25 protein-coding genes are annotated in these 26,288 nt (G+C 72.1%); 5 read left to right on the top strand and 20 right to left on the bottom strand.

Going from position 1 to position 26,288, the window contains the following annotated elements:
• Window positions 1-166: 166 nt before the first annotated feature.
• Window positions 167-1,129 (bottom strand): LysR family transcriptional regulator, encoded by a 963-nt coding sequence (locus ACFC0Z_RS28290; protein ID WP_376443610.1) that lies wholly within the window; start codon window positions 1,127-1,129, stop codon window positions 167-169.
• Between the two features lie 70 nt (window positions 1,130-1,199).
• On the opposite strand from ACFC0Z_RS28290, the gene ACFC0Z_RS28285 reads away from it, so the two are divergent.
• The gene (locus ACFC0Z_RS28285; protein WP_376443608.1) at window positions 1,200-2,393 is read left to right on the top strand and encodes a TDT family transporter; all 1,194 of its coding nucleotides are present in this window, start codon (window positions 1,200-1,202) and stop codon (window positions 2,391-2,393) included.
• Here the strand turns inward: ACFC0Z_RS28285 and ACFC0Z_RS28280 are convergent.
• The 4 genes from ACFC0Z_RS28280 to ACFC0Z_RS28265 all read right to left on the bottom strand — a co-directional run bounded on the left by ACFC0Z_RS28280 (window position 2,308) and on the right by ACFC0Z_RS28265 (window position 6,682).
• Complete coding sequence (locus ACFC0Z_RS28280) at window positions 2,308-3,054, bottom strand: helical backbone metal receptor (RefSeq protein WP_376443606.1); 747 nt, start codon at window positions 3,052-3,054, stop codon at window positions 2,308-2,310. The genes ACFC0Z_RS28285 and ACFC0Z_RS28280 overlap by 86 nt on opposite strands.
• 47 nt (window positions 3,055-3,101) lie before the next feature.
• Entirely contained in the window at window positions 3,102-3,653 is a 552-nt protein-coding gene (locus tag ACFC0Z_RS28275) for a helix-turn-helix domain-containing protein (protein ID WP_376443603.1), read from the bottom strand.
• Between the two features lie 166 nt (window positions 3,654-3,819).
• Window positions 3,820-5,631 carry an ABC transporter permease/substrate binding protein gene (locus tag ACFC0Z_RS28270; RefSeq protein WP_376443600.1) on the bottom strand — a complete coding sequence of 604 codons (1,812 nt, stop codon included), beginning with the start codon at window positions 5,629-5,631 and terminating at the stop codon, window positions 3,820-3,822.
• Window positions 5,624-6,682, bottom strand: coding sequence for a glycine betaine/L-proline ABC transporter ATP-binding protein (locus tag ACFC0Z_RS28265; protein ID WP_376443597.1), 1,059 nt, complete (start codon window positions 6,680-6,682; stop codon window positions 5,624-5,626). Before ACFC0Z_RS28265 ends, ACFC0Z_RS28270 begins: the two co-directional genes overlap by 8 nt.
• A 267-nt stretch (window positions 6,683-6,949) precedes the next feature.
• On the opposite strand from ACFC0Z_RS28265, the gene ACFC0Z_RS28260 reads away from it, so the two are divergent.
• On the top strand, window positions 6,950-7,855 hold the full coding sequence (locus tag ACFC0Z_RS28260) for a 5'-3' exonuclease H3TH domain-containing protein (RefSeq protein ID WP_376443632.1): 906 nt from the start codon (window positions 6,950-6,952) through the stop codon (window positions 7,853-7,855).
• A gap of 88 nt (window positions 7,856-7,943) precedes the next feature.
• Window positions 7,944-8,780 carry a siderophore-interacting protein gene (locus ACFC0Z_RS28255; RefSeq protein WP_376443595.1) on the top strand — a complete coding sequence of 279 codons (837 nt, stop codon included), beginning with the start codon at window positions 7,944-7,946 and terminating at the stop codon, window positions 8,778-8,780.
• Window positions 8,781-8,876: 96 nt separating this feature from the next.
• Here ACFC0Z_RS28255 and ACFC0Z_RS28250 read toward each other — a convergent pair whose 3' ends face one another.
• Window positions 8,877-9,512, bottom strand: a complete 636-nt coding sequence (locus tag ACFC0Z_RS28250) for a MerR family transcriptional regulator (protein ID WP_376443592.1) — start codon at window positions 9,510-9,512, stop codon at window positions 8,877-8,879.
• A gap of 114 nt (window positions 9,513-9,626) precedes the next feature.
• On the opposite strand from ACFC0Z_RS28250, the gene ACFC0Z_RS28245 reads away from it, so the two are divergent.
• Window positions 9,627-10,559: a hypothetical protein gene (locus ACFC0Z_RS28245; RefSeq protein ID WP_376443589.1), complete on the top strand. Its 933-nt coding sequence runs from the start codon at window positions 9,627-9,629 to the stop codon at window positions 10,557-10,559.
• On the opposite strand, the gene ACFC0Z_RS28240 is transcribed toward ACFC0Z_RS28245, so the two are convergent.
• The 13 genes from ACFC0Z_RS28240 to ACFC0Z_RS28180 all read right to left on the bottom strand — a co-directional run bounded on the left by ACFC0Z_RS28240 (window position 10,556) and on the right by ACFC0Z_RS28180 (window position 24,250).
• Complete coding sequence (locus ACFC0Z_RS28240) at window positions 10,556-11,368, bottom strand: class I SAM-dependent methyltransferase (protein WP_376443586.1); 813 nt, start codon at window positions 11,366-11,368, stop codon at window positions 10,556-10,558. The genes ACFC0Z_RS28245 and ACFC0Z_RS28240 overlap by 4 nt on opposite strands.
• A gap of 14 nt (window positions 11,369-11,382) precedes the next feature.
• Window positions 11,383-12,771: a cytochrome P450 gene (locus ACFC0Z_RS28235; RefSeq protein WP_376443583.1), complete on the bottom strand. Its 1,389-nt coding sequence runs from the start codon at window positions 12,769-12,771 to the stop codon at window positions 11,383-11,385.
• Window positions 12,772-12,955: 184 nt separating this feature from the next.
• Window positions 12,956-15,781: a DEAD/DEAH box helicase gene (locus ACFC0Z_RS28230; RefSeq protein ID WP_376443581.1), complete on the bottom strand. Its 2,826-nt coding sequence runs from the start codon at window positions 15,779-15,781 to the stop codon at window positions 12,956-12,958.
• Window positions 15,782-15,931: 150 nt separating this feature from the next.
• Window positions 15,932-16,885: a twin-arginine translocase subunit TatC gene (tatC, locus tag ACFC0Z_RS28225; protein WP_376443578.1), complete on the bottom strand. Its 954-nt coding sequence runs from the start codon at window positions 16,883-16,885 to the stop codon at window positions 15,932-15,934.
• A gap of 68 nt (window positions 16,886-16,953) precedes the next feature.
• Window positions 16,954-17,238, bottom strand: coding sequence for a Sec-independent protein translocase subunit TatA (gene tatA / locus ACFC0Z_RS28220; protein WP_376443576.1), 285 nt, complete (start codon window positions 17,236-17,238; stop codon window positions 16,954-16,956).
• Between the two features lie 207 nt (window positions 17,239-17,445).
• A complete protein-coding gene (locus ACFC0Z_RS28215) occupies window positions 17,446-17,643 on the bottom strand; it encodes a hypothetical protein (protein WP_376443573.1) in 198 nt (65 codons plus the stop codon).
• 37 nt (window positions 17,644-17,680) lie between these two features.
• Window positions 17,681-17,905, bottom strand: a complete 225-nt coding sequence (locus tag ACFC0Z_RS28210; protein WP_376443629.1) for a hypothetical protein — start codon at window positions 17,903-17,905, stop codon at window positions 17,681-17,683.
• Window positions 17,906-17,930: 25 nt separating this feature from the next.
• Window positions 17,931-18,884 carry a helix-turn-helix transcriptional regulator gene (locus ACFC0Z_RS28205; protein ID WP_376443570.1) on the bottom strand — a complete coding sequence of 318 codons (954 nt, stop codon included), beginning with the start codon at window positions 18,882-18,884 and terminating at the stop codon, window positions 17,931-17,933.
• Window positions 18,885-18,900: 16 nt separating this feature from the next.
• Window positions 18,901-19,857 carry a helix-turn-helix transcriptional regulator gene (locus tag ACFC0Z_RS28200; RefSeq protein WP_376443567.1) on the bottom strand — a complete coding sequence of 319 codons (957 nt, stop codon included), beginning with the start codon at window positions 19,855-19,857 and terminating at the stop codon, window positions 18,901-18,903.
• A 142-nt stretch (window positions 19,858-19,999) separates the two neighbouring features.
• Window positions 20,000-20,371 carry an FKBP-type peptidyl-prolyl cis-trans isomerase gene (locus ACFC0Z_RS28195; protein ID WP_376443564.1) on the bottom strand — a complete coding sequence of 124 codons (372 nt, stop codon included), beginning with the start codon at window positions 20,369-20,371 and terminating at the stop codon, window positions 20,000-20,002.
• A gap of 76 nt (window positions 20,372-20,447) precedes the next feature.
• Entirely contained in the window at window positions 20,448-21,392 is a 945-nt protein-coding gene (locus tag ACFC0Z_RS28190; protein ID WP_376443561.1) for an FKBP-type peptidyl-prolyl cis-trans isomerase, read from the bottom strand.
• A 140-nt stretch (window positions 21,393-21,532) separates the two neighbouring features.
• Window positions 21,533-22,894 (bottom strand): Pup--protein ligase, encoded by a 1,362-nt coding sequence (gene pafA, locus ACFC0Z_RS28185; RefSeq protein WP_376443558.1) that lies wholly within the window; start codon window positions 22,892-22,894, stop codon window positions 21,533-21,535.
• A gap of 69 nt (window positions 22,895-22,963) precedes the next feature.
• A complete protein-coding gene (locus ACFC0Z_RS28180) occupies window positions 22,964-24,250 on the bottom strand; it encodes an MFS transporter (RefSeq protein WP_376443556.1) in 1,287 nt (428 codons plus the stop codon).
• Between the two features lie 202 nt (window positions 24,251-24,452).
• Between ACFC0Z_RS28180 and ACFC0Z_RS28175 the strand changes: the two genes are divergently transcribed.
• The gene (locus tag ACFC0Z_RS28175; RefSeq protein WP_376443553.1) at window positions 24,453-25,472 is read left to right on the top strand and encodes a LacI family DNA-binding transcriptional regulator; all 1,020 of its coding nucleotides are present in this window, start codon (window positions 24,453-24,455) and stop codon (window positions 25,470-25,472) included.
• 62 nt (window positions 25,473-25,534) lie between these two features.
• Here ACFC0Z_RS28175 and prcA read toward each other — a convergent pair whose 3' ends face one another.
• A complete protein-coding gene (prcA, locus tag ACFC0Z_RS28170; RefSeq protein WP_376443551.1) occupies window positions 25,535-26,287 on the bottom strand; it encodes a proteasome subunit alpha in 753 nt (250 codons plus the stop codon).
• Window position 26,288 lies beyond the last annotated feature (1 nt).

Here is a 26,288-nt window from a genome sequence, read left to right as displayed (position 1 = left end):
GGCGGGGGGGGGGGCGCGGGGGCGCCCCCCCCCCGCCCGCCCCCCCCGGCCGGCCCGGCGCCGCGGGGCCGGGGCCCGCCCCCCGGTTTCGGGAAGGGGCGGGTGGGGGAACGGCCCGCCGCAGGCGCCCCGCCCCACCCCGCCCCCACCTACCCCCGGCCCCCACCTACCCCCGAGTCAGCGACAGCAGGTCGCGCGCCGGCCCCGTCGGCCGGTGGCCCGTCGGCCAGACCGCTCGCAGGTCGCGGCGGAGGAGTACCCCTTCCACCGGGATCGCGACGAGGCGTCGCGAGGCCAGTTCCTCCGTGATCGCCAGCTCGCTGAGGACCGCGGGCCCCGCCCCGCTCACCGCCGCCGCCTTCACCGCCGTCGTGGAGGCGAGTTCGAGCAGCGGCTCGGCGAGTCCGCCGTGGCCCGCGAGGGCCGCGTCGAGGACCTGCCGGGTTCCGGAGCCCCGTTCGCGGAGGACCAGCGGGGTCGCCGCGAGTTCCGCCGGGTCGAGCGGGTTCCGCCGCCGCGCCCAGGGGTGCGAGGGGGCCGCGACGAGCGCCAGCCGGTCGTGCGCGACGACGACTCCTTCGAGCCCGTCCGGTATGGCGAGCCCTTCCACGAAGCCGACGTCCGCCTCGCCCGCGAAGAGCCGCTGGGCGACGGCCGCGGAGTTCCCCGCCTGGAGGGAGACCGCCGTGTCGGGCCGCTGCGCGCGCAGCGCGATGAGCCACCCGGGCAGCAGGTACTCCGCGATGGTCATCGAGGCGGCGACCCGCAGCCGCGAGTCCCGCCGCCCCCGGAGCGCCTGCGCGCCCACGTCGAAGGCTTCCGCGGCCTCGACGATCCGTCGTGCCCAGTCCGTGACGAGCGCGCCCGCGTCGGTGAGCCGTGAGCCGCGGGGTGAGCGGTCGACGAGGGCCACGCCGAGCTGGCGTTCCATGGAGCGGATCCGGCTGCTCGCGGCGGGCTGGGTGATGCCGACCTCGCGGGCCGCCGCGCCGAGGCTGCCGTGGCGGGCGACGGCGAGGAGGAGTTCGAGAGCGCCGAGGTCCGGGACCCGGTGGGAGAGGTGCGGCCTCGGCGGCTCTCCGGAGCCCGACTCTCCGGGGCCCGGCGCGCCGTTCGTCTCACTGCTCATAAGGTCAGCTTATGACGTCATAGTCACAAGATCCCTGGTGGGGGCGGACAAACGGCGCGAACCTGAAGTCATGGCAAGCGTCGCAACACCCCGCCCGGTCCTCCGTTCGGCCCCCCGCGTCACCACCCCCGGCGCCCACCCGGCCGACCCGGTCCGTTCCGTCCGTCACCTCGGACCCAACTGGTACGCCTCCGTCATGGGCACGGCCATCATCGCCAACGCGGGCGCGTCCCTCCCGGTGGACGTCCCCGGCCTCCGTACCGCGTGCACGGCCGTCTGGGCGCTCTCCCTCGCGATGCTGCTCGTCCTGCTCTCGGCCCGTGCCGTGCACTGGGTCCGCCACCGCGACCAGGCCCGCGCCCATCTCCTGGACCCCGCCGTGGCCCCCTTCTACGGCTGTCTCTCGATGGCGCTGCTCGCCGTCGGCGGCGGCACGATGATCGTCGGCCAGGACTGGATCGGGCTCCCCGCCGCGATCGCGATCGACACCGTGCTGTTCACCACCGGCACCCTCGTCGGCCTGGCCGCGGCCGTGGCGATCCCGTACCTCATGGTGGTCCATCACAAGATCGAGAGCGCGTCGCCCGTGTGGCTGCTCCCGGTCGTCGCCCCCATGGTCTCCGCCGCCCTCGGCCCCCTCCTCATCCCCCACCTGCCCGCCGGTCAGGCCCAGGAGACCCTGCTCATCGCCTGCTACGCGATGTTCGGCGTCAGCCTCCTCGCCACCCTGGTGATGCTGCCCCTGGTCTTCCAGCGGCTCGTGGTCGGCGGCCCGCTGCCCCTCGCGCTGACCCCCACCCTGTTCCTGGTCCTCGGCCCCCTGGGCCAGTCGACGACCGCCGCGAACAAGTTCGCCGACGCCGCCCAGGGCGTGCTGCCCGACACGTACGCCCACGGCTTCTCCGCCTTCGCGGTCCTCTACGGCGTCCCCGTCATGGGCTTCGCCCTGATGTGGCTGGCGCTCGCCGGGGCGATGGTGCTGCGGGCCCGCCGCAAGGGCATGGGCTTCGCGATGACCTTCTGGGCCTTCACCTTCCCCGTCGGCACCTGCGTGACCGGCGCCGAGGGGCTCGCCCAGCACACCGGCCTCGCCGCCTTCCGGTGGCTCGCCGTCGGCCTGTACGTGTTCCTCGTCGCTGCCTGGCTGGTGGCCGGGTTCCACACCGTGCGCGGGCTGCTCAGCGGTGCGCTGCTCGCAGCGCCCGGGACAGCTCCCGCGACAGCGCCCTCGGCGCCTCGGCGAGTGACGGCCCGTACCAGGTGAGCATCCGTCCGTCGACGAGCGCGGCGGCGGTCCCGGGGAACGCCTCGGGGCCGTCGTCGCGCGTGAAGCGGTAGGGCTCGTCGGGCAGGACGACGAGGTCGGGCGCGGCGGCGCGGAGCTCGTCGAGCGGGATCCGGGGGTAGCGCTCGGCGTGGTCGGCGTACAGGTTGCGGACACCGAGGCGGGCGAGCAGGTCGCCGGCGAAGGTGTCGGAGCCGAGGACCATCCAGGGGCGGCGCCAGATCGGTACGACGGCGGTGTACGGCTCCGAGGACGGCGCGGGGGCCACGGCCTCCCAGGCGGCCTCCGCCTCGGTCAGCCAGTCGGGCCGCGGGGGCAGGCCGCACGCGGCGAGGACCCGTTCCAGCTCGCGCAGGCCCTGGTCGAGGGTGCGGATCTCCGTGACGAGGACGTCGAGGCCCGCGGACCGCAGGGCGGCGAGGTCGGGGGCCCGGTTCTCCTCCTCGTTGGCGAGGACGAGGTCGGGGCGGAGGGCGGTGATCGCCGCGACGTCGGGGTTCTTGGTGCCGCCGATCCGGACCGCGTCGAGCGCGGCGGGGTGGCTGCACCAGTCGGTGGCGCCGACGAGGACGCCGGGCGGGGCGGAGACGGCGACGGCCTCCGTGAGGGAGGGGACGAGGGACACGACCCGGGGCGCCACGCGGGACACCCCCGGGGCGCCACGCGGGACACCTGGCCGAGGCCCGGTCACTCCTCCTCGACCTCGACGTGGTCCGCCACGGCGACGACGAGCAGCCGGGTCCCCGGTTCGGTCGCGCGCCAGCGGTGCCGTACGCCTCCCGAGAGGTACAGGGTGTCGCCGCGGCCCAGCCGGTGGGCACGGCCCTCGGCCTCGACCTCGGCGGCCCCGTCGGCGACGAACAGGAGCTCGTCGTTGCGGTGCTGGAACTCGCGGCCCGCGTCCTGCTCGCCGGTGAACTCCAGGGCGTGCAGCTGGTGACGGCCCCTGACCAGCCTCCGTACCCCGTCGGGCATGCCCGGGAGCCGCTCGTCGGCCCGCACGACGTCGACGGTGCGGGAGGCCTCGGCCTCGGCGAGGAGCTCCCCCGCCGTGGTCCCCAGGGCTTCGGCGACGAGTTCGAGGGAGCGGCGGCTCGGGCGGGCGCGCTCGTTCTCGATCTGGCTGAGGAAGGGCACGGAGAGGCCGCTGCGCTGGGCGACGACGGCAAGGGTGAGCTGGAGCGTCCTGCGGCGTCTCTTGACGGCAGCGCCCACGCGGGGTGCTTCCTTCTCGTCCATGTCGGCTCCCTCCCTCTGCTCGTACCCGCTCGTACCCGTCGGTTACCTGAACCTTACGCAGCTTTGGGGCGGGGTTTCGCGTCGTGACGAAAAGGTGTGGTCGCCGAACACGTTCGGCGACCACACCTTTTCGGCCAGTGAGCTCCGGCGGAGGCGACTGCGCGGGCTACTGCGGGGCCAGCTTCTCCGCGAGGCCGGGGTTGCGGTCGAGCCAGGTGCGGACGGCCTCCTGCTCCTTGCCCTTGCCGGTCTCCTGGATGACCGCTTCGAGGCCGGTGAGCTGCGCCTCCGTCAGCTCGAAGTTCTTCAGCCAGGTACCGACCTCGGGGTTCTCGGCGGCGAATCCCTTGCGCGCGAGGGTGTGGACGCCGTCGCCCTTGCCCCAGGTGCCCTTGGGGTCGGCGAGCTTCCTGAGGTCGTGGTTCGAGTAGGCCCAGTGCGGGGACCAGAGCGTGACGACGACGGGTTCCTTGCGGTCGTACGCGCGCTGGAGCTCGGCGAGCATCCCGGGGGTGGAGCCGTCGACGACCTCGTACTCGCCCTCCAGGCCGTACTCCTTGAGCACCTTGTCCTTGAGGATGCCCATCATTCCGGCGCTCGGCTCGATGCCGACGATCCGGCCGTTGAACTGCCCCGCCTTCCCCTTGAGGTCGGCGAGCGAGTCGACCCCCTTCACGTACGAGGGGACGGCGAGCTCCAGCGAGGTGGGGCCGTACCAGGAGCCGAGGTCCTCCAGCTTGTTCTTGTACTTCTCCCAGTACTGGGCGTGGGTGACGGGGAGCCAGGCGTCGGTCTGGAAGTCGAGCTGCCCGCCGGCGAGGCCGGTGTAGAGGGCGCCCGCCTCCAGCTGCTTGGTCTCGACCTCGTACCCGCGGCGCTCCAGGAGCTCCTTCCAGAGGTACGTGGAGGCGATGCCCTCGTCCCAGGGGATGTAGCCGATGCTGATCTTCTTGCCGTGGCCGGTGTTCGTGCCGGCGGCGGTGGTGGAGGTCGTGCCTCCGGCGCCGAGGAAGCTCGTGCCGCCCGCGACGAGGGCGAGGACGACGACGCCGACGAGGGCGGTGACGGGCTGCGGGCGGTGGGCCCAGATCTTCGCGCCGGGGCGCCTGGCGCTCAGCGCGGCGCGGGCCTTGGCGGCGGCGCGGCGGCCCAGCGGGGAGACCTGGCGGCCGAGCGCGCCGGTCATGCGGTCCAGGTACATGGCGAGGACGACGATGGAGACGCCCGCCTCGAAGCCGAGGCCGATGTCGACGTTGCCGATGGCGCGGTAGACGGCGCCGCCGAGGCCTCCGCCGCCGACCATGCCGGCGATGACGACCATGGAGAGGCCGAGCATGATGACCTGGTTGACGCCCGCCATGATCGTCGGGAGGGCGAGCGGGAGCTGGACGCGGAGCAGCGTGTCGCGCGGGGTGGTGCCGAAGGCCTCGGCGGCCTCGACGAGCTCGCCGTCGACCTGGCGGATGCCGAGTTCGGTCATCCGGACGCCCGGGGGCAGCGCGAAGACGATGGTGGCGATGATGCCGGGGACGACGCCGACGCCGAAGAAGATGATGCCGGGGATGAGGTAGACCATCGCCGGCATGGTCTGCATGAAGTCGAGGACCGGCCGCAGGACCGCGCTGACGCTCTTCGAGCGGGCCGCCCAGATGCCGAGCGGGACCGCGATGACCAGGGTGACGAGGGTGGAGACGAGGACGAGCGAGAGCGTCGCCATCGCCTCGTCCCACAGCTGGACGGAGTCGACGAGCGCGAACCCGGCGAAGGCGAGGAGACCGGCGGCGAGGCCGCGCAGCCACCAGGCCACGACGGCGAGGATGCCGGCGAAGAGCAGCGGCTGCGGGGCGGACAGGACGGCGTCGATGCCGTCGTAGAGGCCGGTGACTCCGGCGCTGACGGCGTCGAAGAGCCAGGCGAGGTGGACCTGGAGCCAGTCGACGGTGCTGTCGACCCAGTCGCCGAGGGGAAGCCTAGGCACGGACGGTCACCTCCTCGTTCTCGTTTTCCTTCGTGAGGCCGCCGAGGACGGCGAGGAGACGTTCCTGCGGTACGACTCCGAGGACGGAGCCGCCGGCGTCCTTGACGGTCACCGGGTACGGGCCCGTGGCGGCGACGGCGCAGAGGTCGACGACGAGGGTGTCGGGTCCGACGACGGGGGCCTCCTCGGCGACGGGCTCGACGGGCTCCTCCATGACGGCGGAGGCGGTGAGCACGCGGGAGCGGTCGACGTCCTGGATGAAGGAGGCGACGTAGTCGTCGGCGGGGCGCACGAGGATGTCCTCGGCGGTGCCGAGCTGGACGATCCGGCCGTCGCGCATGACGGCGATGCGGTCGCCGAGGCGCATGGCCTCGTTGAGGTCGTGGGTGATGAAGACGATGGTCTTCTTCAGCCGCTGCTGGAGGACGAGGAGCTGGTCCTGCATGTCCCGGCGGATGAGCGGGTCGAGCGCGCTGAAGGACTCGTCCATGAGGAGCAGGTCGGCGTCGGTGGCGAGGGCGCGGGCGAGGCCGACGCGCTGCTGCATGCCGCCGGAGAGCTCGTCGGGCCAGGACTTCTCCCAGCCGGCGAGGCCGCACAGGGCGAGCGCCTCGGCGGCGCGGGACTCGCGCTCGGCGCGCGGGACGCCCTGGACCTCCAGGCCGTAGGCGGCGTTCTCCAGGACGTTCCGGTGCGGGAACAGCGCGAAGTGCTGGAAGACCATGCTGATCTTGGAGGACCGCACGGCGCGCATCTCGCGGGGGGAGAGCGCGGTGAGGTCGCGGCCGTCGAAGAGGACCCGCCCCGCGGTGGGTTCGAGGAGGCCGTTGAGCATGCGGAGGAGGGTGGACTTCCCGGAGCCGGACAGGCCCATCACGACGAAGATCTGACCGGACTCGACCACGAAGCCGGCGTCGACGACCGCGGCGGTCGTCCCTTCGGCGCGGAGTTCCTCGCGGTCGGCGCCGTCGGCGAGCCGCCGGACGGCGTCGTCGGGTCGTCTGCCGAACACCTTGTACAGATGGTCGGCCTGGAGCCTGGACACATACACCTCACGGGTAGCGACGAGAACGGCCCACCGCCCCCGCGCGGCCGGACCGTGGAGCGGGCGGGATCGGCCCGCGAGCCCGTTCGCGTACGGGGATCCCTTCGTTGAATCCCGTACCGGGTTCCGCTCCGGGCTCGCGCCTGCCCGGGTTCACCGGGTGCAAACGCAAAGTGACGGGGGTCACTCCGGGTCACGTGAGGGCCCGTGCGGCCTTGTGCCGGGGCGTTGTCGGTGGCGTGCGGCATGATCGGGAGGGTGACCCGACGTCTGATGCTCCTCGACACCGCCAGCCTCTACTTCCGCGCCTACTTCGGCGTGCCGGACTCGGTCCGGGCGCCGGACGGGACTCCGGTGAACGCCGTGCGCGGGCTCCTCGACTTCGTGACCCGGCTCGTCCAGGACCACCGGCCCGACGATCTCGTGGCCTGCTGGGACGAGGACTGGCGGCCGCAGTGGCGGGTGGACCTGATCCCCTCGTACAAGGCGCACCGCGTCGCCGTCGAGACGGAGGCCGGGCCGGACGAGGAGGAGATCCCGGACACGCTCTCCCCGCAGGTGCCGGTGATCGAGGAGGTCCTCGCGGCCCTGGGCATCGCCCGGATCGGGGCGCCGGGGTACGAGGCGGACGACGTGATCGGGACGCTCGCCGGCCGGGCCGCGGGGCCGGTGGACATCGTGACGGGCGACCGTGACCTGTTCCAGCTGGTGGACGACGCCCGGGGCGTGCGCGTGCTGTACCCGCGCAAGGGCGTCGGCGACTGCGACCTGGTGGACGCCGAGCTGATCCGTACGAAGTACGGGGTGCGCCCCGACCAGTACGCGGACTTCGCGGCGCTGCGCGGGGACGCGAGCGACGGACTGCCCGGGGTGAAGGGCATCGGCGAGAAGACGGCCGCGCAGCTGATCACGGAGTACGAGGATCTGGCGGGGGTGCGGGCGGCGGCCGAGGACCGGACGTCGAAGCTGACCCCGGCGAAGCGGCGCGGGATCCTGGAGGCGGCGGCGTACCTGGACGTGGCACCGACGGTGGTGCGGGTCGCCGGGGACGTACCGCTGCCGGAGTTCGATCCGGCGCTGCCCTCGGCGCCCCGCGATCCGGCGGCGCTCGACGCGCTGGTGAAGCGCTGGGGCCTGGGCGGCGCGGTGGGCCGGCTGCTGCCGGTGCTCGAACGCTGAGTTCCCTGTCTGGGCCTTGCGCGGGGATGCTAGCTTAGGCATACCTAAGTTCATCTCCGATGTTCATCGTCGAGTCAGGAGACCCCTCGTGGCGGACCAGCCGACCCGCAAGGCACCGAAGGCCACCGAAGCGCGTGTCGTGCGCACCGAGCGGATCACCCCGCACATGGTGCGGGTGGTCCTGGGCGGCCCCGGGCTCGACGCGTTCGAGGTCGGGGAGTTCACCGACCACTACGTGAAGCTGCTCTTCGCCCCGGAGGGCGTCTCCTACCCGGAGCCGTTCGACATGGAGCGGATCCGGGCGGAGTTCCCGCGCGAGCAGTGGCCGACGACCCGGACGTACACCGTGCGGGCGTGGGACCCGGCCCAGCGGGAGCTGACGGTCGACTTCGTGGTCCACGGCGACGAGGGCCTGGCGGGCCCGTGGGCGGCGCGGGCGCAGGCGGGCGAAACGATCCGCTTCCTCGGCCCCGGCGGCGGGTACGCGCCGGACACGGCGGCGGACTGGCACCTGCTCGCGGGTGACGAGAGCGCGCTGCCGGCGATCGCGGTGGCGCTCGAACGGCTTCCGGAGGGCGCGCGCGTGCACGCCTTCGTGGAGGTCGCGGACGCCACGGAGGAGCAGAAGTTCGCGACGGCGGCCGGGGTGGACGTCACCTGGCTGCACCGCGGCGACCGCCCGGCGGGCGAGGCCGTCGTGGAGGCCGTGCGGGCACTCGACTTCCCGGAGGGCGACGTCCACGCCTTCGTCCACGGCGAGGCGGGCTTCGTGAAGGACCTCCGCCGGCACCTGCGCCTGGAGCGCGAGGTGCCGCGCGAGCGCCTCTCGATCTCCGGCTACTGGCGCCTGGGCAAGACGGACGAGGCGTGGCGCGCGATCAAGCGCGACTGGAACGAGCAGGTGGAGCGCGAGCAGGAGAGCTGAGGCTCGACACGCGCGAAGACCGCGAGGGGAGGGGCGGGGCCGGAAGGCCCCGCCCCTCCCCCGTTTCCACGTGGCGTCCTTCTCCGTGGCGTCTTACTACGTGGCGTCCCCGTACATCCGGCCCGAGATGTCGGCCTGGGCGAGCCGGCGCAGGGCCGCGAGCAGGGCGTCGCCGAGGACCGTGCCGACGACGGCGCTCTCCACGACCGACTCGCGGGCGACGTGGTGCGCCACGTACTCCAGGTCCGCCCGGGCCACCCGCTCCGCCGCGTCCGCGTAGGCGTCGAGCACCTCCGCGAAGTCGCCGTGCCCGACCTCGTCGAGGGCCGCGAGGGCGACGGCCAGCGCCTCCCCCGCGCCGCTGCCGGGGTGGGCCCGCCAGCCGCGCGCGGCGACGAGCTCCTCGACCTTCTTCCGGGCCTCCGCCATCCCCGTGTCACCCGGTTCGCGGTCGTAGCGCGGGACCATGCGGTCGGCCGCGCTGCCGAGGACCTTGTGCACCGGCAGGTCACGGTCGTCGACCGACGTGAGCACGTCACGGATCGCGGCGAGCGAGAGCCCGCCGACGTCGAGCAGGGCCCGGATGAGCCGGAGCCGCTGGACGTGCGTTTCCCCGTACGAGGCCTGGTTCGGGCTCGTCAACTCGCCGGCCGGGAGGAGTCCCTCCCGTACGTAGAACTTGATCGTCGGCACCGACACCCCGGTCGTCCGACTCAACTCTCCGATGCGCAAAGCGCGTTCACCTTCCCAGAACCTCCGCGGCCCTTGCCGCCCTCCCCTCCATCATAGATAGTGGAGCTATCAGATAGCGGCTAGTGCCACTATCCATACTTCACGGGGGTTCCCATGTCGCTCTTACCTGCCTGGCACCGGCCGCTCGTCTGGTTCGCGGCCTCGACGGCCGCCCTGGCCCTGGTCTCCGTCGTCGGCCTGGCCGTCGACGACCGAATACTCGTGGGCGTGCCGATCTGGACCAAGCCGTTCAAGTTCTCGGTCTCGTTCGTCGCCTACGCGCTCTCGCTCGCCTGGATGCTCACCCTGCTCCCCCGGGGCCGGCGGATCGGCTGGTGGGCCGGGACGGTCGTCGTCGCCGCGAGCGCCGCCGAGATGGTCCTGATCACCCTTCAGGTGGTCCGGGGCACCCAGAGCCACTTCAACCAGGCCACCGCCTTCGACACGGCCGTCTTCCAGATCATGGGCGGCACGGTCGCCGTCCTGTGGCTGGCCGCCCTGGTCATCGCCGTCCTCCTGCTGCGCGCCCGCATCCTCGACCCCGCCACCGCCTGGACCGTCCGGCTCGCGTCCCTGATCGCCCTCGCGGGCGCGGCCGTGGGCTTCCTGATGGTCAGCCCGACCCCGGAACAGCTCGCGGTCGACAACCCGCCCCTCGTCGGCGCCCACAGCGTCGGCGTCCCCGACGGCGGCCCCTCACTGCCCCTCACCGGCTGGGCCACCACCGGCGGCGACCTCCGCATCCCCCACTTCTTCGGCATGCACGCCCTCCAGCTGCTCCCCCTGCTCCTCCTCGCCCTGACCGCCCTCGCCCCCCGCTTCCCCCGCCTGGCCGCCCCCGAGGTCCGCCTCCGCCTGGCCCTCACCGCCGCCGCTACCTACGCGGCCACCTTCACCCTCCTCACCTGGCAGGCCCTCCGCGGCCTGCCCCTGACATCCCCGGACTCCACGGTCCTCGCCGCGGCGGCGGCCATCGCCCTCGCCGCCGTCACGGCCACCGTCCTCTCCCTCCGCTCCCCCACCGCCCCGGCAATGGACCCCGCCTAGGACGTCCGCTTCCGGGCCGTCAGCTGGATCAGGCGGGCCGTGTGCGGGTACGGGTGCAGGGCCGTCGTCGCGAGTTCCAGGCGTTCCAGGTGGGCGTAGTACTCCGGGTCGTACTTGCGGGCGTCGTCGGTGATGTAGTCGCAGAAGGTGCGGATGCCGTAGTGGTGCACGTCCTCGCAGCCGAGGGAGCCGAGGGTCCGGGTCAGGTCCTCCGCCGTGTGCAGGGTCAGTTCCGCGTCGAACATGGCGCTCTGGAGCCGGTCGCCGTCGAGGGCGGTCAGGGCCGCCTCCGGATCCATCCGGCGGACGGCGATGTTCAGGGCCTCCGAGTGGCGGTTGATCGCCATCAGGGAGAAGAGGCCTCCTTCCTTCAGGGGTGCCAGCGCCCCGACGAGGGTCGCCGGGACGTCGTCGACGTACTGCACGAGGTTGTGGCAGAGCACCACGTCGAACTCACCGGCGGCGAGGTCCGCCGGCAGCTCCGTCACGTCGGCGCGGACGCACGTCACCCGGTCCGACAGGCCGCCCGCCGCCGCGCGTTCGGTGGCGGCGGCGAGCATCGCGGGGGCGTAGTCGACGACGGTGACGTGATGGCCCCGGGCGGCGAGCCGGATCGCGTCCCCGCCGTCGCCGCCCGCCAGGTCGAGGACCCGGAGGGGACCCTCGGCGGCGGGGTCGCCGAGGTGGCGCAGCAGGTTCGCCTCGGCGACCGTGTAGCGGATACGACCCCAGGGCGCGTCCTGCCACTCCTTCCAGCCGGCCATCGCGGTGTCGAACTTCTCGGACTTCTCGGGATCTTGGGAAGACATCCCGAGAAGGTACGTCACCGCCGGGCGCGGACCGTCGCCAGGACCTCGCGGTCCGGCTGGAGCGTGAGGCTCGGGACCGGGCGTATCTCGTCGGTGAGGAGGTCCAGGTGGAAGCGGCGGGCGAGGACCGCGAGCACGAGGACCGCCTCGACGAGGGCGAAGCGCGTACCGAGGCAGACGCGCGGACCGCCACCGAACGGGTACCAGGCGTACTCCGGTATCTCCTCGGCCGGTCGGCCGTCCTCGCCGGGGAGCCACCGCTCGGGCCGGAAGGCCTCCGCGTCCCCGTACCAGCGGGGGTCTCGCTGGGTGGCCCACTGGCTCGACCAGACGCGGGTGCCGGCCGGGACCGGCGTGCCGCCGAGCGTGGCGCCCTCCTTGGCGATGCCGGTGAGCAGCCAGATCGTCGGGTAGAGCCGCAGGGTCTCCTTCACCACGGCCTGGGTGTAGGGGAGCGAGGCGTAGTCGTCGTAGCCCGGCTCGTGGTCGGGGAGGACCCGGTCGAGCTCCTCGGCGAGGGCGTCGCGGACCCGGGGGTTGCGCGAGAGCAGGTGCCAGGCCCACACCAGCGTCGAACTCGTCGTCTCGTGCCCGCCGATGTAGAGCGTGACGGTCTCGTCGCGGATCTCCTGGTCGGAGAGGCTGGCCCCGGTCTCGTCCCGCGCGGCAAGGAGGCGGCTGAGGAGGTCCGGCCGCTCGGTGTCGCCGTCGCGGTGGCGGGAGACGACCCGGGCGACCTCGGCGTCGATCACGGCCGTCGCCCGCTTGATGCGGGCGCGTCCGGGCGTCGGCACCCAGTCCGGCAGCAGCGCCCCGATGCCGCTGAACTCCGCTCCGATCTCCTTCTGCGCGACGTCCATCGCCCGCCCGATCGACTCCGCGTCGGCCGCCGTGTCGACGCCGAAGATGGTGCGGACCGCGACGAGTTGGGTGAGGGCGGCCATCTCCTTCTTGATGTCGACCCGCTGCCCGTCGCTCCAGCGGTCGGCCAGGTCCACCGCGCACTCGCTCATCGTCGCCGCGTACGACTTGACCTGCTTGGGGCGGACCGAGGGCTGGACGAGCGAGCGCTTGCGCCGCCAGTCGGCCCCCTTGGCCACCACGACCCCGTTGCCGAGGAGCGTGCGGAAGGCGATGCCCAGGTCGGGCTGGTCGAAGGTGCGCTCGACCTCGGTGAGGAGTTCGCCGATGGCGTCCGGGTGGGCGATGAAGAGCGCGGGGCCGCGGCCGAAGCGCCAGCGCACGAAGTCGCCGCGCTCCCTGAGCTGTTCGAAGAAGGCGAGGGGGTCCTTGCCGAAGGCGGGCAGGTTCCCGAGGAGCGGTACTCCCCGGGGGCCTTCGACGATGGTCGCGCCGGGACGCGATGTGTCCGTCCCCGCGTCGGGACCGGCTTGCGTGGTCACGTACGTCCCCTCCCCAACTCCCTGTCCGTGTGTGCGAGTCCATGCAAGCGGAAGGCCCCGTCACGCGCCAGCCCTGTGGACGACGACCTGTGGATAACTTCCCGTCAACAGGAGGCTGTTGGGGACGGCGAAGGGGCCCGTGGCGCACACGCGCCACGGGCCCCTTCGGCCGACGGTCCCCGCCTCAGCTCACGGAGCTGTAGGCCACCACACCGCGCAGCAGCGAATCCACCGCCTTGCGGGCGTTCTTCGCGACCGTGCTGTCCTCCCTCGGCGCCGCCGCGGCGATCTGCCCGAGGACGTCGATGACCTGCTTGCACCAGCGGACGAAGTCGCCGGCGGGCATCTCCGCCTCGCGGAGCACCTCGTCGAGGCCCTTGTCGGACGCCCACTGGTAAGCGGCCCAGGCGAAGCCGAGGTCGGGCTCGCGCTGACCGACCCCCTCCGCCTGGTTGATCTTGAACTCCTCCTCCAGCGCGTCGAGGCGGCCCCAGATCCGGACCATCTCGCCGAGCGCCGCCTTCGCGTTGCCCGTGGGCAGCTTCGGCGCGACGGCGTCGTCGGCCTGGCGCGACTCGAAGACCAGCGCCGAGACGCACGCGGCCAGTTCGGGAGGCGTCAGCCCCTCCCAGACGCGGTCGCGCAGGCACTCGCTCGCCAGGAGGTCGAGCTCCCCGTAGAGCCGGGCGAGCCGCTTGCCGTTGTCCGTGACCTCGTCGCCCCGCAGGTAGTCGAGCTCGGTGAGGAGCGCGACGATCCGGTCGAAGGTACGGGCGATGGTGTTGGTGCGGCCCTCGATCCGCTTCTCCAGCTGCCGGGTGTCGCGCTGGAGGCGGTAGTAGCGCTCGGCCCAGCGGGCGTGGTCCTCGCGCTCGTCGCAGCCGTGGCAGGGATGCGCGCGGATCTCGGTCCGCAGCCGGGCGATCTGCCGGTCGTCGGCGGCCGCCGAGCGCTGCTTGTGGTGCCGCTCGGGGTTGATGTGCCCGGCCTTGCTGCGCAGCGCGGAGGCGAGGTCCCGACGGGACTGCGGGGAGCGCGGGTTGAAGGACTTCGGGATCCGCATCCGCTCCAGCGCCTCGACGGGGACCGGGAAGTCGATCGACGCGAGCCGCTTGACCTGGCGCTCGGCGGTGAGGACGAGCGGGCGGGGCCCCTCGTGGTGCTCGAAGCCGCGGTGCCCGTTGGTCCGCCCCGGGACTCCGGGGTCGAGGACGAGCGCGAGGCCCGCGAACTTTCCGGTGGGGACGTGGATGACGTCGCCCGGCTTGAGCTTCTCCAGCGACTCGGCGGCCTGGGCGCGCCGCTGCGCGGCGCCCTGCCGGGCCAGGTCCGTCTCGCGGTCCTTGAGGTCGCGGCGGAGCCGCGCGTACTCCTCGAAGTCACCGAGGTGGCAGGTCATGCCCTCGCGGTAGCCGTCGAGTCCCTCCTCGTTCTTCTGCACCTGGCGCGAGATGCCCACGACGGAGCGGTCAGCCTGGAACTGGGCGAAGGAGGTCTCCAGGAGCTCGCGCGAGCGGTGCCGGCCGAACTGGTCGACCAGGTTGACCGCCATGTTGTACGAGGGCCGGAAGCTGGAGCGCAGCGGGTACGTGCGCGTGCCGGCGAGGCCCGCGAGGTGGTCGGGGTCGAGGCCGCGCTGCCAGAGCACCACGGCGTGGCCCTCGACGTCGATGCCCCGACGGCCGGCCCGGCCGGTGAGCTGCGTGTACTCGCCGGGGGTGATGTCGGCGTGCTGCTCGCCGTTCCACTTGACGAGCTTCTCCAGGACGACGGACCGCGCGGGCATGTTGATGCCGAGCGCGAGCGTCTCCGTGGCGAAGACGGCCTTCACAAGGCCTCGGACGAAGAGCTCCTCGACGACCTCCTTGAAGGTCGGGAGCATGCCGGCGTGGTGCGCGGCGATGCCCCGCTCCAGGGCTTCGAGCCACTCGTAGTAGCCGAGGACGTGGAGGTCCTCGGAGGGGATGGAGGCCGTGCGCTCCTCGACGATCTCGCGGACCCGCTGCCGTCCCGCGTCGTCGTTGAGCCGGAGGCCCGCGTACAGGCACTGCTGGACGGCGGCCTCGCAGCCGGCCCGGCTGAAGATGAAGGTGATGGCGGGCAGCAGCCCCTCGGCGTCGAGGCGCTCGATGACCTCGGGGCGGCCGGGCGTCCAGATGCGGGAGCGCTGGCGGCGCTCGCGCTCGCGGTCGGCCTCGCGGACCATCTTGCCGCGCCGCCGGTCGCGCGGGTTGTACGTGCGCGAGTTCTCGGTCCGGGCCAGGCGGAGGAGGTCGGGGTTGACCTCGCGGCGGGACGCGCCGCGGCCGCCGTGGTCGGTCTCCTCCTCGAAGAGGTCGTACATCCGGCGTCCGGCCAGGACGTGCTGCCACAGCGGCACCGGGCGGCTCTCGGAGACGATGACCTCGGTGTCGCCGCGGACCGTGTCGAGCCAGTCCCCGAACTCCTCGGCGTTGGACACCGTCGCGGAGAGCGAGACCAGCGTGACGGACTCGGGGAGGTGGATGATCACTTCCTCCCAGACGGCGCCGCGGAAGCGGTCCGAGAGGTAGTGCACCTCGTCCATCACGACGTACCCGAGGCCGGAGAGGGTCTGGGACCCCGCGTACAGCATGTTGCGGAGGACTTCGGTGGTCATGACGACGATCGGCGCGTCCCCGTTGACACTGTTGTCACCGGTGAGGAGGCCGACCTTCTCGGCGCCGTACCGCTTCACCAGGTCGGCGAACTTCTGGTTCGACAGCGCCTTGATCGGGGTCGTGTAGAAGCACTTGCGGCCCTGGCTCAGGGCGAGGTGGACGGCGAACTCGCCGACGATGGTCTTGCCGGAGCCCGTGGGCGCGGCGACGAGCACGCCCTTGCCCGCTTCGAGGGCCTGGCAGGCCTCGATCTGGAAAGGGTCCAGACCGAACTCGTACATCTCGCGGAAGGGGGCCAGGGCGGTCTTCCGCTCGGCGTTTCGGGCGCGGGCGGCTGCGTACGCTTCGGCTGGCGTGAGGTCCTCTGTCATCTTGTTGTCGAGCCTACCCGCCACCTCTGACAGCGACGCGATCTTTATCGGGGGAATGGAATTCGCCCGATAACGCGCGCGATCCCCCCGGACTCGGTCCGGGGGGATCGCTGGTGCTCAGATCCTGATCAGGTCGTGATCAGGTCCCGATCAGGTGATGTCGTCGTAGCCGTTCGTCCGGTGGACCGCGCCACCCGACCCGTTGGCCTGCTCGGGCAGGGCCTTGGCGGCACTGACGGGTTCGACCGCCCCGACCGCCTGCGGGGTGAGGTCGAGCGAGGAGGCCTCGTCGTCGTCGAGCTCGGCGTCGGGATCGGCCTTCTTGCGCCGCTTGTCGTTGAGGAGGGCCACGCCCACCGCAGCGAAGTACAGGACGATGATCGGACCGGCAAGGGCGATCATGCCGAGCGGGTCGGTGGACGGCGTGGCCACGGCGCCGAAGACGAAGGTGCCCATGATCATGGCCCGCCACCAGCCGGCCATGCGCTTGCCGGACACGATGCCGGTGAAGTTGAGCATCATCAGCAGCAGAGGGAGCTCGAAGGCGAGACCGAAGACCAGCACCATGCGCGTGGTGAAGTCGAGCAGGTCGTCGAGCGAGAGGAAGTTCGACGCCACGTCGGGCGTAATGCTGATGAGGACCTTCACGCTGACCGGCATGATCAGGTACGCGGTGTACGCGCCGGCGGCGAAGAGGGGGACGGCCACGGCGGCGAAGTAGTACGTGTACTTCTTCTCGCTCTTGTGGAGTCCGGGCGCGACGAACGCCCACAGCTGGTACAGCCAGACCGGCGAGGAGGCGATGAGGCCCGCCAACATGACGACCTTCACCGTCGAGGTGAAGGGCGACAGCATGGTCTGGTACGCGATGATCACACAGCGTCCACCGGTGTTGTCCGACACCGAGCTGCCGGGCGGACACTTCGGCACCGGCGAGGACAGGAGATCCATCAGCTGCTGACTGAAGAACGTGGCCACGATGGAGGCGACGACGATCGCCAGCATCGCCTTGGCCACACGGTTGCGCAGCTCACGGAGATGGTCCGCGAGGGGCATCCGCCCCTCGGGGTCCTTCTCCTTCTGTGTGCGGGCAGACTTGAGCAACCCACGTCCTCATCTCATGCGGGCAGGGCGCCGAGCGGCGGCCTTGGGGCGAGCGGGTCGGGCCGGGATCAGCGCTGGGTGGTGGTGTCCGTGGTCTCGGTGACCGGACGGGCGCTGGAGACGTCGCCGGGCGCGGCCTTGATCGTGCGCTGGGCGGTGGTCGTCTGGTCGGCCGGCGGGCCGGCGGGAGCGGTCTCGCCGCCCTCGGACTTCATCGCCTTCGCCTCGCTCTTGAGGATGCGGGCGGACTTGCCGAGCGAGCGCGCCATCTCCGGGAGCTTCTTGGCGCCGAAGAGCAGCACGATGACGAGGAGGATGAGGCTGATCTCGAGGGGGCCGATCTGACGGAACATGGCTGTGGTCTCTTCTCACCGAGGCGGCATGGGTGCGTGCCCGGCGGGTCGGACGTGCGTCCGGCCACCGCGCTGCCTGCGATCGTAACCCGCAGGAGTAAACGCAGGGCAATGCCCCTGCATACTGCGGATTTCGTTCCCCGAGCCCTGGTAGGGGCGGTTTCGGGGCACCTCCGATACGGGATCGGCGCAGCGCAGGGCACGCGTTCAGCGCAGCGCCTCGCCCGTACGAGCCAGTCCTGTGGCCGCGTTTTCCAGTTCTTCGGCCGCCGCGCTGATCCGTTCTGTGGTACGGGCCACTTGGCGGCCGAGGCGCTGGACCTCGAGGAAGACCTTGATGGCGAGGACGCCGAGGACGGCGATGCCGAGGAAGCCGAGAGCGATGGCGAGCATGGGCCAGAACATGCGCTGAGCCTAGACGGTGGCGGACGGGACGGATCGCTCAGGCGGTCGTGTGGAGCCGCAGCGTCCGCACCCCTCCGCCCGTCAGGAGTTCGACGATCCGCTCCCCCGCCGGCTTGCGGACGGAGCTGCCGCACTCGGGGCAGGTGAAGGAGTAGAAGGTCGTACGGCGGCTGCCGCCGATGGCGAGCCGCAGGGCGCTCGCCGCCAGCTCGAAGCGGGCCCGGCAGTCCGGGCAGGCGGCCTTGAAGAGGACCGGGGCCATCGTCGCCGTCAGGCCGCGTGTCACCTCAGACCTCCTCGTACGCGGCGAGCGCGGCCGTCGCGGCCTCGCGGGCGCTGTCGGCGAGATCGCGCGGCGCGACGATCCGTCCGTCGCTGCCGAGGCGCAGCCCGAGCCTCTTCAGCGAGGCGGGGTCCGGCGTCCGGAGCGTGATCCGCAGGCCGCCGTCGGGGAGCTCCTCGGCCCGGTCGTGCGGGTAGTACTCGGCGACCCAGCGGCCGCCGGGGCCGACCTCGACGACCACCTCGGGGTCGTCGGCGGAGGGCTGGACGAGCCCCTCGGAGAGGTCACGGAGTTCGAGCTCGGGCGGCGCGGCGTGCTCGTCCAGGAGCCGGATCTCGACGACCCGGTCGAGGCGGAAGGTGCGGCGCGCCTCGGAGAGGCGGCACCACGCCTCCATGTAGGTGTGGCCGACGGCGAAGAGGCGGATCGGGTCGACCTCGCGCTCGGTGAGCTCGTCGCGGGCGGGCGAGTAGTAACGCACCCACAGCCGTCGGCGCTCGGAGATGGCGCGGTCGACCTCGGCGAAGACGCCGCCCTCGGACTCGAAGGTGACCGAGAGGCGCGCGCTGGCCCCGGCGGCTTCTCCGGCCGCGGCCTCCAGCTTGGCGGTGGCGCGCACGAGCGCGTCCCGGTCGCTCTCGCGGAGACCGGGCAGGGTGGCGACGGCGCGGGCGGCGACCAGGAGGGCCGTCGCCTCGTCGGCCGCGAGCCGCAGCGGCGCCGCGACGTCGTCGGGGTTGTGCCACCAGATCCGGTCGCCGTCGGTGTCGATGTCGAGCAGGTCCCCGCCCCGGAAGCTGGTGCCGCACATGGGCAGCACGTCGAGGTCGGAGATGAGTTCGTCCTCGGTGATCCCGAAGGCGCGCGCCACGTCGGCGACGTGGGCGCCGGGACGCTCGCGGAGATAGGTGACGAGGGACAGCATCCGCCTCGTCTGGTCGATCGCGTTGGCAGCCATGCGGTACGTCTCCCCCTCAGCCCTTGGCCACGGCGCGCAGCCGGTCCAGTACATCGGCCCGCAGATCAGCCGGCTCCAGCACGACGACGTCGGGGCCGAACTCGACGAGCCAGGCGTCGAGGCCGTGCCCGTACGGGATCTCCAGCTCGTCCCAGCCGTCCTCGCCGACCCGCACGGACTGGGCGCGGGCCCGCAGCGGGTAGCCGCAGCCCGCGCGCAGCCGGATCCGGGCGGAGCGGGTGGCGGTCTCGCCGGCCCAGCTCTCGACGGTCTCACGGACGGTCACGACGTCGGGGACGGGCGCGGTGAAGGCTCCGGCGCGGGAGCGGACCTTGCCGGTGATCCGGGAGAGCCGGAAGACGCGCTCGGCGCCCCGGTCGCGGTCCCAGCCCGCGAGGTACCAGTGGCCGCGCCAGCATTCGAGGGTCCAGGGCTCGACCTGGCGGGTCTCGGGGCGGGCGGCGTTGGCCTTGCGGTAGTCGAAGACGACGGGCCTGCGGTCGCGGCAGGCCAGCATGAGGGGCTCGAAGGCGGCCTCGTGCACCGGGATGCGCGGTTCGAGGGCGCTGGGCTGGACGTCGTACGCGTCCTCGGCCTCGGGCATCCCGGCGGCGCGGAGCTTCTGGAGGGCGCCGCTGGCGGCTCCGGCGAGCCGGGCCTGCTGCCAGACCTTGGCGGCGAGGCCGAGCGCGGCGGCCTCCTCGGCGTCGAGCGTGATGGGCGGGAGCCGGTTGGAGTCGCGGCGGGCGAGGTAGCCGGTCTCGCCGTCGAGGTTCTCGACGGTCTCGATCACGAGGCCGAGCTCGCGCAGGTCGTCCTTGTCGCGCTCGAACATCCGGTTGAAGGCCTCGTCACCGCTGGCTTCGAGGTAGGCCTCGATGGAGCCCCGGAGCTCACGCTTGCTGAGCGGGCGACGTGTCCCGAGCAGGCACAGCGCGAGATTCATCAGCCGCTCGGACTTGGCAATCGCCATCGACGCCCCGCACCCCTTTTGCCTGATCCCTTTGTCGGACGTCCGACCGTACCGCTCCGGGGTCGCGGGACAAAAGCCGAGGGCCCCCGCCATGGATGGCGGGGGCCCTCGGGGTGTCGCTGCCGATCAGGTGATCAGGCGATCAGACGGCGACGAGGTCGCAGACGAAGATCAGCGTCTCGCCCGGGGCGATCGCGTTGCCCGCGCCGCGGTCGCCGTAGGCGAGGTGCGCGGGGATGATCAGCTCGCGACGGCCGCCGACCTTCATGCCCTGGATGCCCTGGTCCCAGCCGGAGATGACCTGGCCGGCACCGAGCTGGAACTGCAGCGGGGTGCCGCGGTTCCAGGAGGAGTCGAACTCCTCGCCGGTGGAGAAGGCCACGCCCACGTAGTGGACGGAGACCCGGGCGCCGGCCTTGGCCTCGGCGCCGTCACCCTCCCAGATCTCCCGGATCTGCAGGGTCTGCGGCGGCTCGCCACCCGGGAAGTCGACCTCGGGCTTCTCGATGCTCACGGTACTGCTCCTCATACTGATGTACTGCTCGATCAGGACAGTCTTACATCTCCGCCCCCGTGGGGCGGAGCCGTCCTTACATCTTGGTGAGGATGTCCACCGCGAAGACGAGCGTGGAGTTCTTCGGGATGCCCTGCTTCTCCTGGTCGCCGAAGGCCTCGGACGGCGGGGCGACGATGAGGACGCGGCTGCCGATCTTCTTGCCGACGAGGCCGTCCTTCAGGCCCTTCAGCGTGAGCTGGGCGAGCGGGAAGTTCGCGGGCTTGCCGGTGGTGTACGTCGAGTCGAAGACCTTGCCGTCCTTCCACAGGGCGGCGACGTAGTTCACGACGACCGTGTCGGTGGCCTTGACGACCTCGCCCTTGGACTCCAGGACGTAGTTCGAGACGAGCTTGGTCGGCGCGGCGACCTTGGGGACGGTCAGCGAGGGCGCCTTGCCGTCCGTGTTGGTGCCGACCTTCGGGAGGTTCTTGTCCTCCTGCGGGACGACGGTGCCCTCGGCCGACTTGGGGATGGTGACGGCCTTCAGGATGTCCACGACGAAGACGAGGGTCGCGTTGGGCTTGATGTCGCCCTGGCCCTGGGCGCCGTAGCCGAGCTCCGGCGGGATGCCGATCTCGACGCGGCTGCCGACCTTCTGGCCCTTGAGGCCCTGGTCCCAGCCCTTGATGACCTGGCCCGCGCCGAGCGTGAGGTCGAAGGGGGTGCCGCGGTCGAAGCTGTTGTCGAAGGGGGTCGTGGAGTCCCACGCCTGACCCAGGTAGTTCACCTGGAGCGCGTCGCCGTCCTTCGTCACCGGGCCGTCGCCCTCGCTGATGACGTTGACCTTCAGTTCCTTGGGCGGGTCGCCCACGCCCTTGGCGAGGGTCGGCTTCTCGCCGAACTTTTCGCCCGCGGTGATGGCGGGGAGCCCGTTCTTCATCGACGCGGAGGCGGAATCGGAGCCCTTGTCGTCGCTGCCGCACGCCGCTGTGGAGAGCAGCAGCAGCGGGACGACGAGAAGGCCGGCAAGTCGGCGCACGTGTTCCTCAGATCTCAGACGGCACAGTAGTTGTGCCGACACTCTAGGGGGTCCTCCTGTCACGTCGAGGGCCCCGCACGCCATCCGTGCGGGGCCCGACGGTCCGTCATGACGGACTTCGGCAGTCCGTCATGACGGTTCTACATTCCGGCGATCAGCTTTTCGACGCGGTCGTCGACGGAACGGAAAGGGTCTTTGCAGAGCACGGTGCGCTGCGCCTGGTCGTTGAGCTTGAGGTGCACCCAGTCGACCGTGAAGTCCCGGCGCTGTTCCTGGGCGCGGCGGATGAAGTCGCCGCGGAGGCGGGCCCTGGTGGTCTGCGGGGGCACGGACTTGCCCTCGAAGATCTTCAGGTCGTTGCAGATCCGGGCCGCCTGGCCGTTCTTCTGGAGCAGGTAGTACAGCCCGCGGCGGCGGTGGATGTCGTGGTACGCGAGGTCTATCTGCGCGACCCTCGGATTCGACATGGTCATGTTGTGCTTGGCCCGGTAGCGCTCGATGAGCCGGTGCTTCATGACCCAGTCGATCTCGGTCTCGATGCGGTCGAGCTGCTCGTTCTCGATCGCGTCGAGCGTGCGTCCCCAGAGCTCCAGGACCTGGGCGACGGTGCCGGTGCGGATGCCGCGCCGGTCGACGAAGTCGACGGCCTTGTCGTAGTACTCGCGCTGGACCTCCAGGGCGGAGGCCTCGCGTCCGCTGGCGAGCCTGACCTTGCGCTGGCCCGTGATGTCGTGGCTGACCTCGCGGATGGCCCGGATCGGGTTCTCCAGGGTCAGGTCGCGCATGACGGTGCCGGCCTCGATCATGCGGAGCACCAGGTCGGTGGCGCCGACCTTGAGCAGCATGGTCGTCTCGGACATGTTCGAGTCGCCCACGATGACGTGGAGGCGGCGGTACCGCTCGGCGTCGGCGTGCGGCTCGTCCCGGGTGTTGATGATGGGACGGGAGCGGGTGGTCGCGGAGCTGACGCCCTCCCAGATGTGCTCGGCGCGCTGGGAGACGCAGAAGACGGCGCCGCGCGGGGTCTGGAGGACCTTGCCCGCACCGCAGATGAGCTGCCGGGTGACGAGGAAGGGAATCAGGATGTCCGCGAGGCGGGAGAACTCCCCGTGGCGGGCGACGAGATAGTTCTCGTGGCAGCCGTAGGAGTTTCCGGCCGAGTCGGTGTTGTTCTTGAAGAGATAGACGTCGCCCGCGATTCCCTCCTCGTGCAGGCGGCGTTCGGCGTCCACGAGCAGACCCTCGAGAATGCGCTCGCCGGCCTTGTCGTGGGTGACCAGTTCGGTCACGTTGTCGCATTCCGGTGTGGCGTATTCCGGATGCGAACCCACGTCGAGGTACAGGCGGGCGCCGTTCCGCAGGAAGACATTGCTGCTGCGGCCCCATGACACGACACGGCGGAAGAGGTAGCGCGCCACTTCGTCAGGAGACAGTCGGCGCTGTCCCCTGAACGTGCACGTGACGCCGTACTCGTTCTCCAGCCCGAAAATGCGGCGGTCCATGTCTGAACATTACGCCTGACGGCCTGTGCTGAAACCGGGTTGGACGTTCCCGTTTCGATCATTTTCCGATCAGTGCGTGTTCTTTTCGGCGTGTACGGGGCTGGGGCCGCCCGCGCTGACGGCGTGTCGCGCCTCGGAGGCGGCCTCGGGGACCGAGGGGGCGTCCGGCGCCCGCAGGACGCGTCCGGTGGCGAGGAGGACGAGGAAGGCGACGAGGCCGCCCGCGCCGGCGACGGCGAAGCCGGTGGGCGTCCCGGCGAGTTCGACGGCGGGTCCGGCCACGGCGGAGCCGAGGGCCGCGCCGACGCCGAAGGTCGTGACCAGCCAGGAGAAGGCCTCGGTGACGGTGCCGGTCGGGGCGTGCCGGTCGACGACGATGAACGCGCAGGCGAGGGCGGGGGCCAGGAAGACGCCGGAGAGGACCGCGAGGCCGGTCATGGCGACGGGGCCGGGGGTGAGGGTGAGCGGGAGGTAGCAGAGCGCGAGGAGCAGGACGATGACCCGCAGCCGCTTCTCGGGCGCTCCGGCCCAGGGGCGCGCGCCGTAGGCGACGCCGCCGAGGAGGGCGCCGAGGCCGAGGGCCGCCATCAGCCAGCCGTAGACGGACGGGGCGCCCCGGTCGTCGGCGTAGGCGACGGCCGCGACGGTGATGGAGCCGAGGGCGAGGCCGACGAAGAAGAAGGAGCCGAGGAGGGCGAGGAGGCCGGGCGAGCGCAGGGCGCCCAGCCAGTGGGCCTCGCGGGGCGCGGAGCGCCAGGCGCGGGAGGGCGCGGAGAGGACGACGCTGAGGGCGCCGAGGACACCGAGGACGTTGACGACGAGGAGCGCGGCGGCGGGCGACCAGAGGGCCACGAGCAGCGTCAGGAGGAGGGGCCCGACGGTGAACATGACCTCCTGGGCGACGGCGTCGAGGGCGTACGCGCGGTGGACCCGGTCCTCGCGGCCGAGGACGCTCGGCCAGAGGGCCCGCAGACCGCCTTCCAGGGGCGGGGTGAAGAGTCCGGCGACGACGACGGCCACGTAGGCGAGAGGGAGGTTCCCGATGCCGACGAGGGCGAGCAGGACCATGCCCAGGGCGGAGAGGACGGCGGCGGGCAGCTGGACGCGCAGCTGGCCCCTGAGGTCGACGGCGCGGCCCAGGAGGGGCTGGCCGATCGCGGTGGCGAGGCCGTAGGCGGCGATGAGACCGCCGGCGAGCGTGTAGCTGCCGCCCTGGTCGCGGACGAAGAGGGTCACGGCGATGGGGCCGATGCCGTTGGGCAGGCGGCCGACGAGGGTGCCGGCGAGCAGCCGGGCCGCGTGCGGCGCCTTGAGGATGTCGAGATAGCCGCCGTGTGCCGTGGCCTCGGTGGCCATGTGGGTCTCCCCTCCGCCTCGGACACCGCCGAGGTTTTACGTATAACGTGCGTCGTTATACGTACCATGTCGGCAGCGCGCGGGTCCAGCCCGCGTTCCGCCCCCGACCGGGTACTGTCCGGATTCCATCCGACGTACCGGACAGGCCCCAGGACAGGATCCGGGCGCCCGGTACCGCGACCCGTCCGACGCGGAGGCTTGTGTGCAGACCCCGGAGCCGCTCGGCGGCACGCGCCCGACCAGCAGGGACGTCGCCAGGGCCGCCGGCGTCTCGCAGGCCACCGTCTCGCTCGTCCTCGGCGACAAGTGGCGCGGGCGCGTCTCCGAACGCACCGCCGACACCGTCCGGGAAGCCGCCCGGAACCTGGGCTACCGGCCCAACCTCGCCGCCCGGAACCTCCGCCTCGGCCACACCCGTACGGCCCTGCTCGTCGTCCCGGCGCTCACCAACGAGTTCTTCGCCCGGGTCTACACGGGCGCGGCGACCGTCGCCGCCCGGCACGGCTTCGGCGTCGTCCTGTACCCCTCCCCCGACGGCGTCGGACCCGCCAGGGACCCCTTCGCGTCCGCCCGTGCCGCCCTCGACGGGGTCATCGCCTCCTCCATGGCCTCGGACGCCCTCAAGGCCTTCAGGGGCACCGACCTGCCCCTCGTGATGCTCGACAGCGACCCGGCCGACACCGGGGCCGCCGCACACGTGAACCTCGACGTCGCGGACGGCATGCGCCAGGTCACCGGCCATCTGCTCGCCCTCGGCCACCGGCGCTTCGTGCACCTCGCCTCGGCGGTCCCGTCCTGGACCTTCGACGTCCGGGCCGCCGCGCTCGCCGAGACCCTCGCCGAGGTCTCCGTACGGACCGTCCGCGCGCCCCTGGACGTGCACGGGGCCATGGCGGCGGCGGAGCGGGCCCTCTCCGAGCCCGGGCCGCGCCCCACCGCGCTCGTGTGCGACGACGACATCCTCGCGGCGGGCGCCTGCAAGGCCGTGCGGCGCCTCGGGCTCCGGGTCCCCGAGGACATCTCGGTGACCGGCTTCGACGACCTCGCGCTCGCGACCGCCGTCGAACCGGAGCTCACCACCGTCTCGCTGCCCGCCGAGCGCATCGGCGAGCGGGGCATGGCAGCCCTCCTCGCCGTCCTCGCGGGCGAACCGCCGGAGTCGGACGACCTCCCGGTCGCCCTCACCTGCCGCGGCTCCTCGGGACCCGCGCCGACGGCCTGAGCGCGCATACGCCGGAGGGGCCCCGATCCGTCCGGACCGGGGCCCCTCCGGGCTGCGCGGGACTACTCCTCGGGAGCCTCGTCCGAGGGCTCGTCCGTCTTCGTCAGGGCCGCGTTGTCCGCCTCCAGGAGGCGGGACAGCTGACGGCCGACGACCCGCTTGAACTTGCGCTGCTGCGGGCGCGTGCGGTCCAGGACCGCCACCTCCAGGCGCTCCGCGGGGATCTCCCGCTCGGTGCCGTTGGTGTCCCGCGAGAGGGCCTGCACGGCCAGCTTCAGGGCCTCTGCGAGGGACATGCCGTCCCGGTGCCGCTGGTCCAGGAAGGAGCTGATCTGCTCCGCGTTGCCGCCGACCGCGACCGAGCCGTGCTCGTCGACGATCGAACCGTCGTGGGGCAGCCGGTAGATCTGGTCGCCCTCCGGCTCGGTGCCGACCTCGGCGACGACGAGCTCGACCTCGTACGGCTTCTCCCCCGCGCTGGAGAAGATCGTGCCCAGCGTCTGGGCGTAGACGTTCGCCAGGCCGCGCGCGGTGACGTCGTCCCGGTCGTAGGTGTAGCCCCGCAGGTCGGCGTAGCGCACGCCGCCGATGCGGAGGTTCTCGTACTCGTTGTACTTGCCGGCGGCGGCGAAGCCGATCCGGTCGTAGATCTCGCTGAACTTGTGGAGGGCCCGCGAGGGGTTCTCGCCGACGAAGACGATGCCGTCGGTGTACTGGAGGACGACGAGGCTGCGGCCTCGGGCGATGCCCTTGCGGGCGTACTCCGCCCGGTCGGCCATGGCCTGCTGGGGTGAGACATAGAACGGCGTGGACACC

Source organism: Streptomyces sp. NPDC056144, assembly GCF_042264145.1.
Lineage (GTDB): Bacteria > Actinomycetota > Actinomycetes > Streptomycetales > Streptomycetaceae > Streptomyces.
The sequence above is the reverse complement of the archived record's forward strand: the minus strand, read 5'-3'. Positions and strand labels throughout refer to the sequence as shown.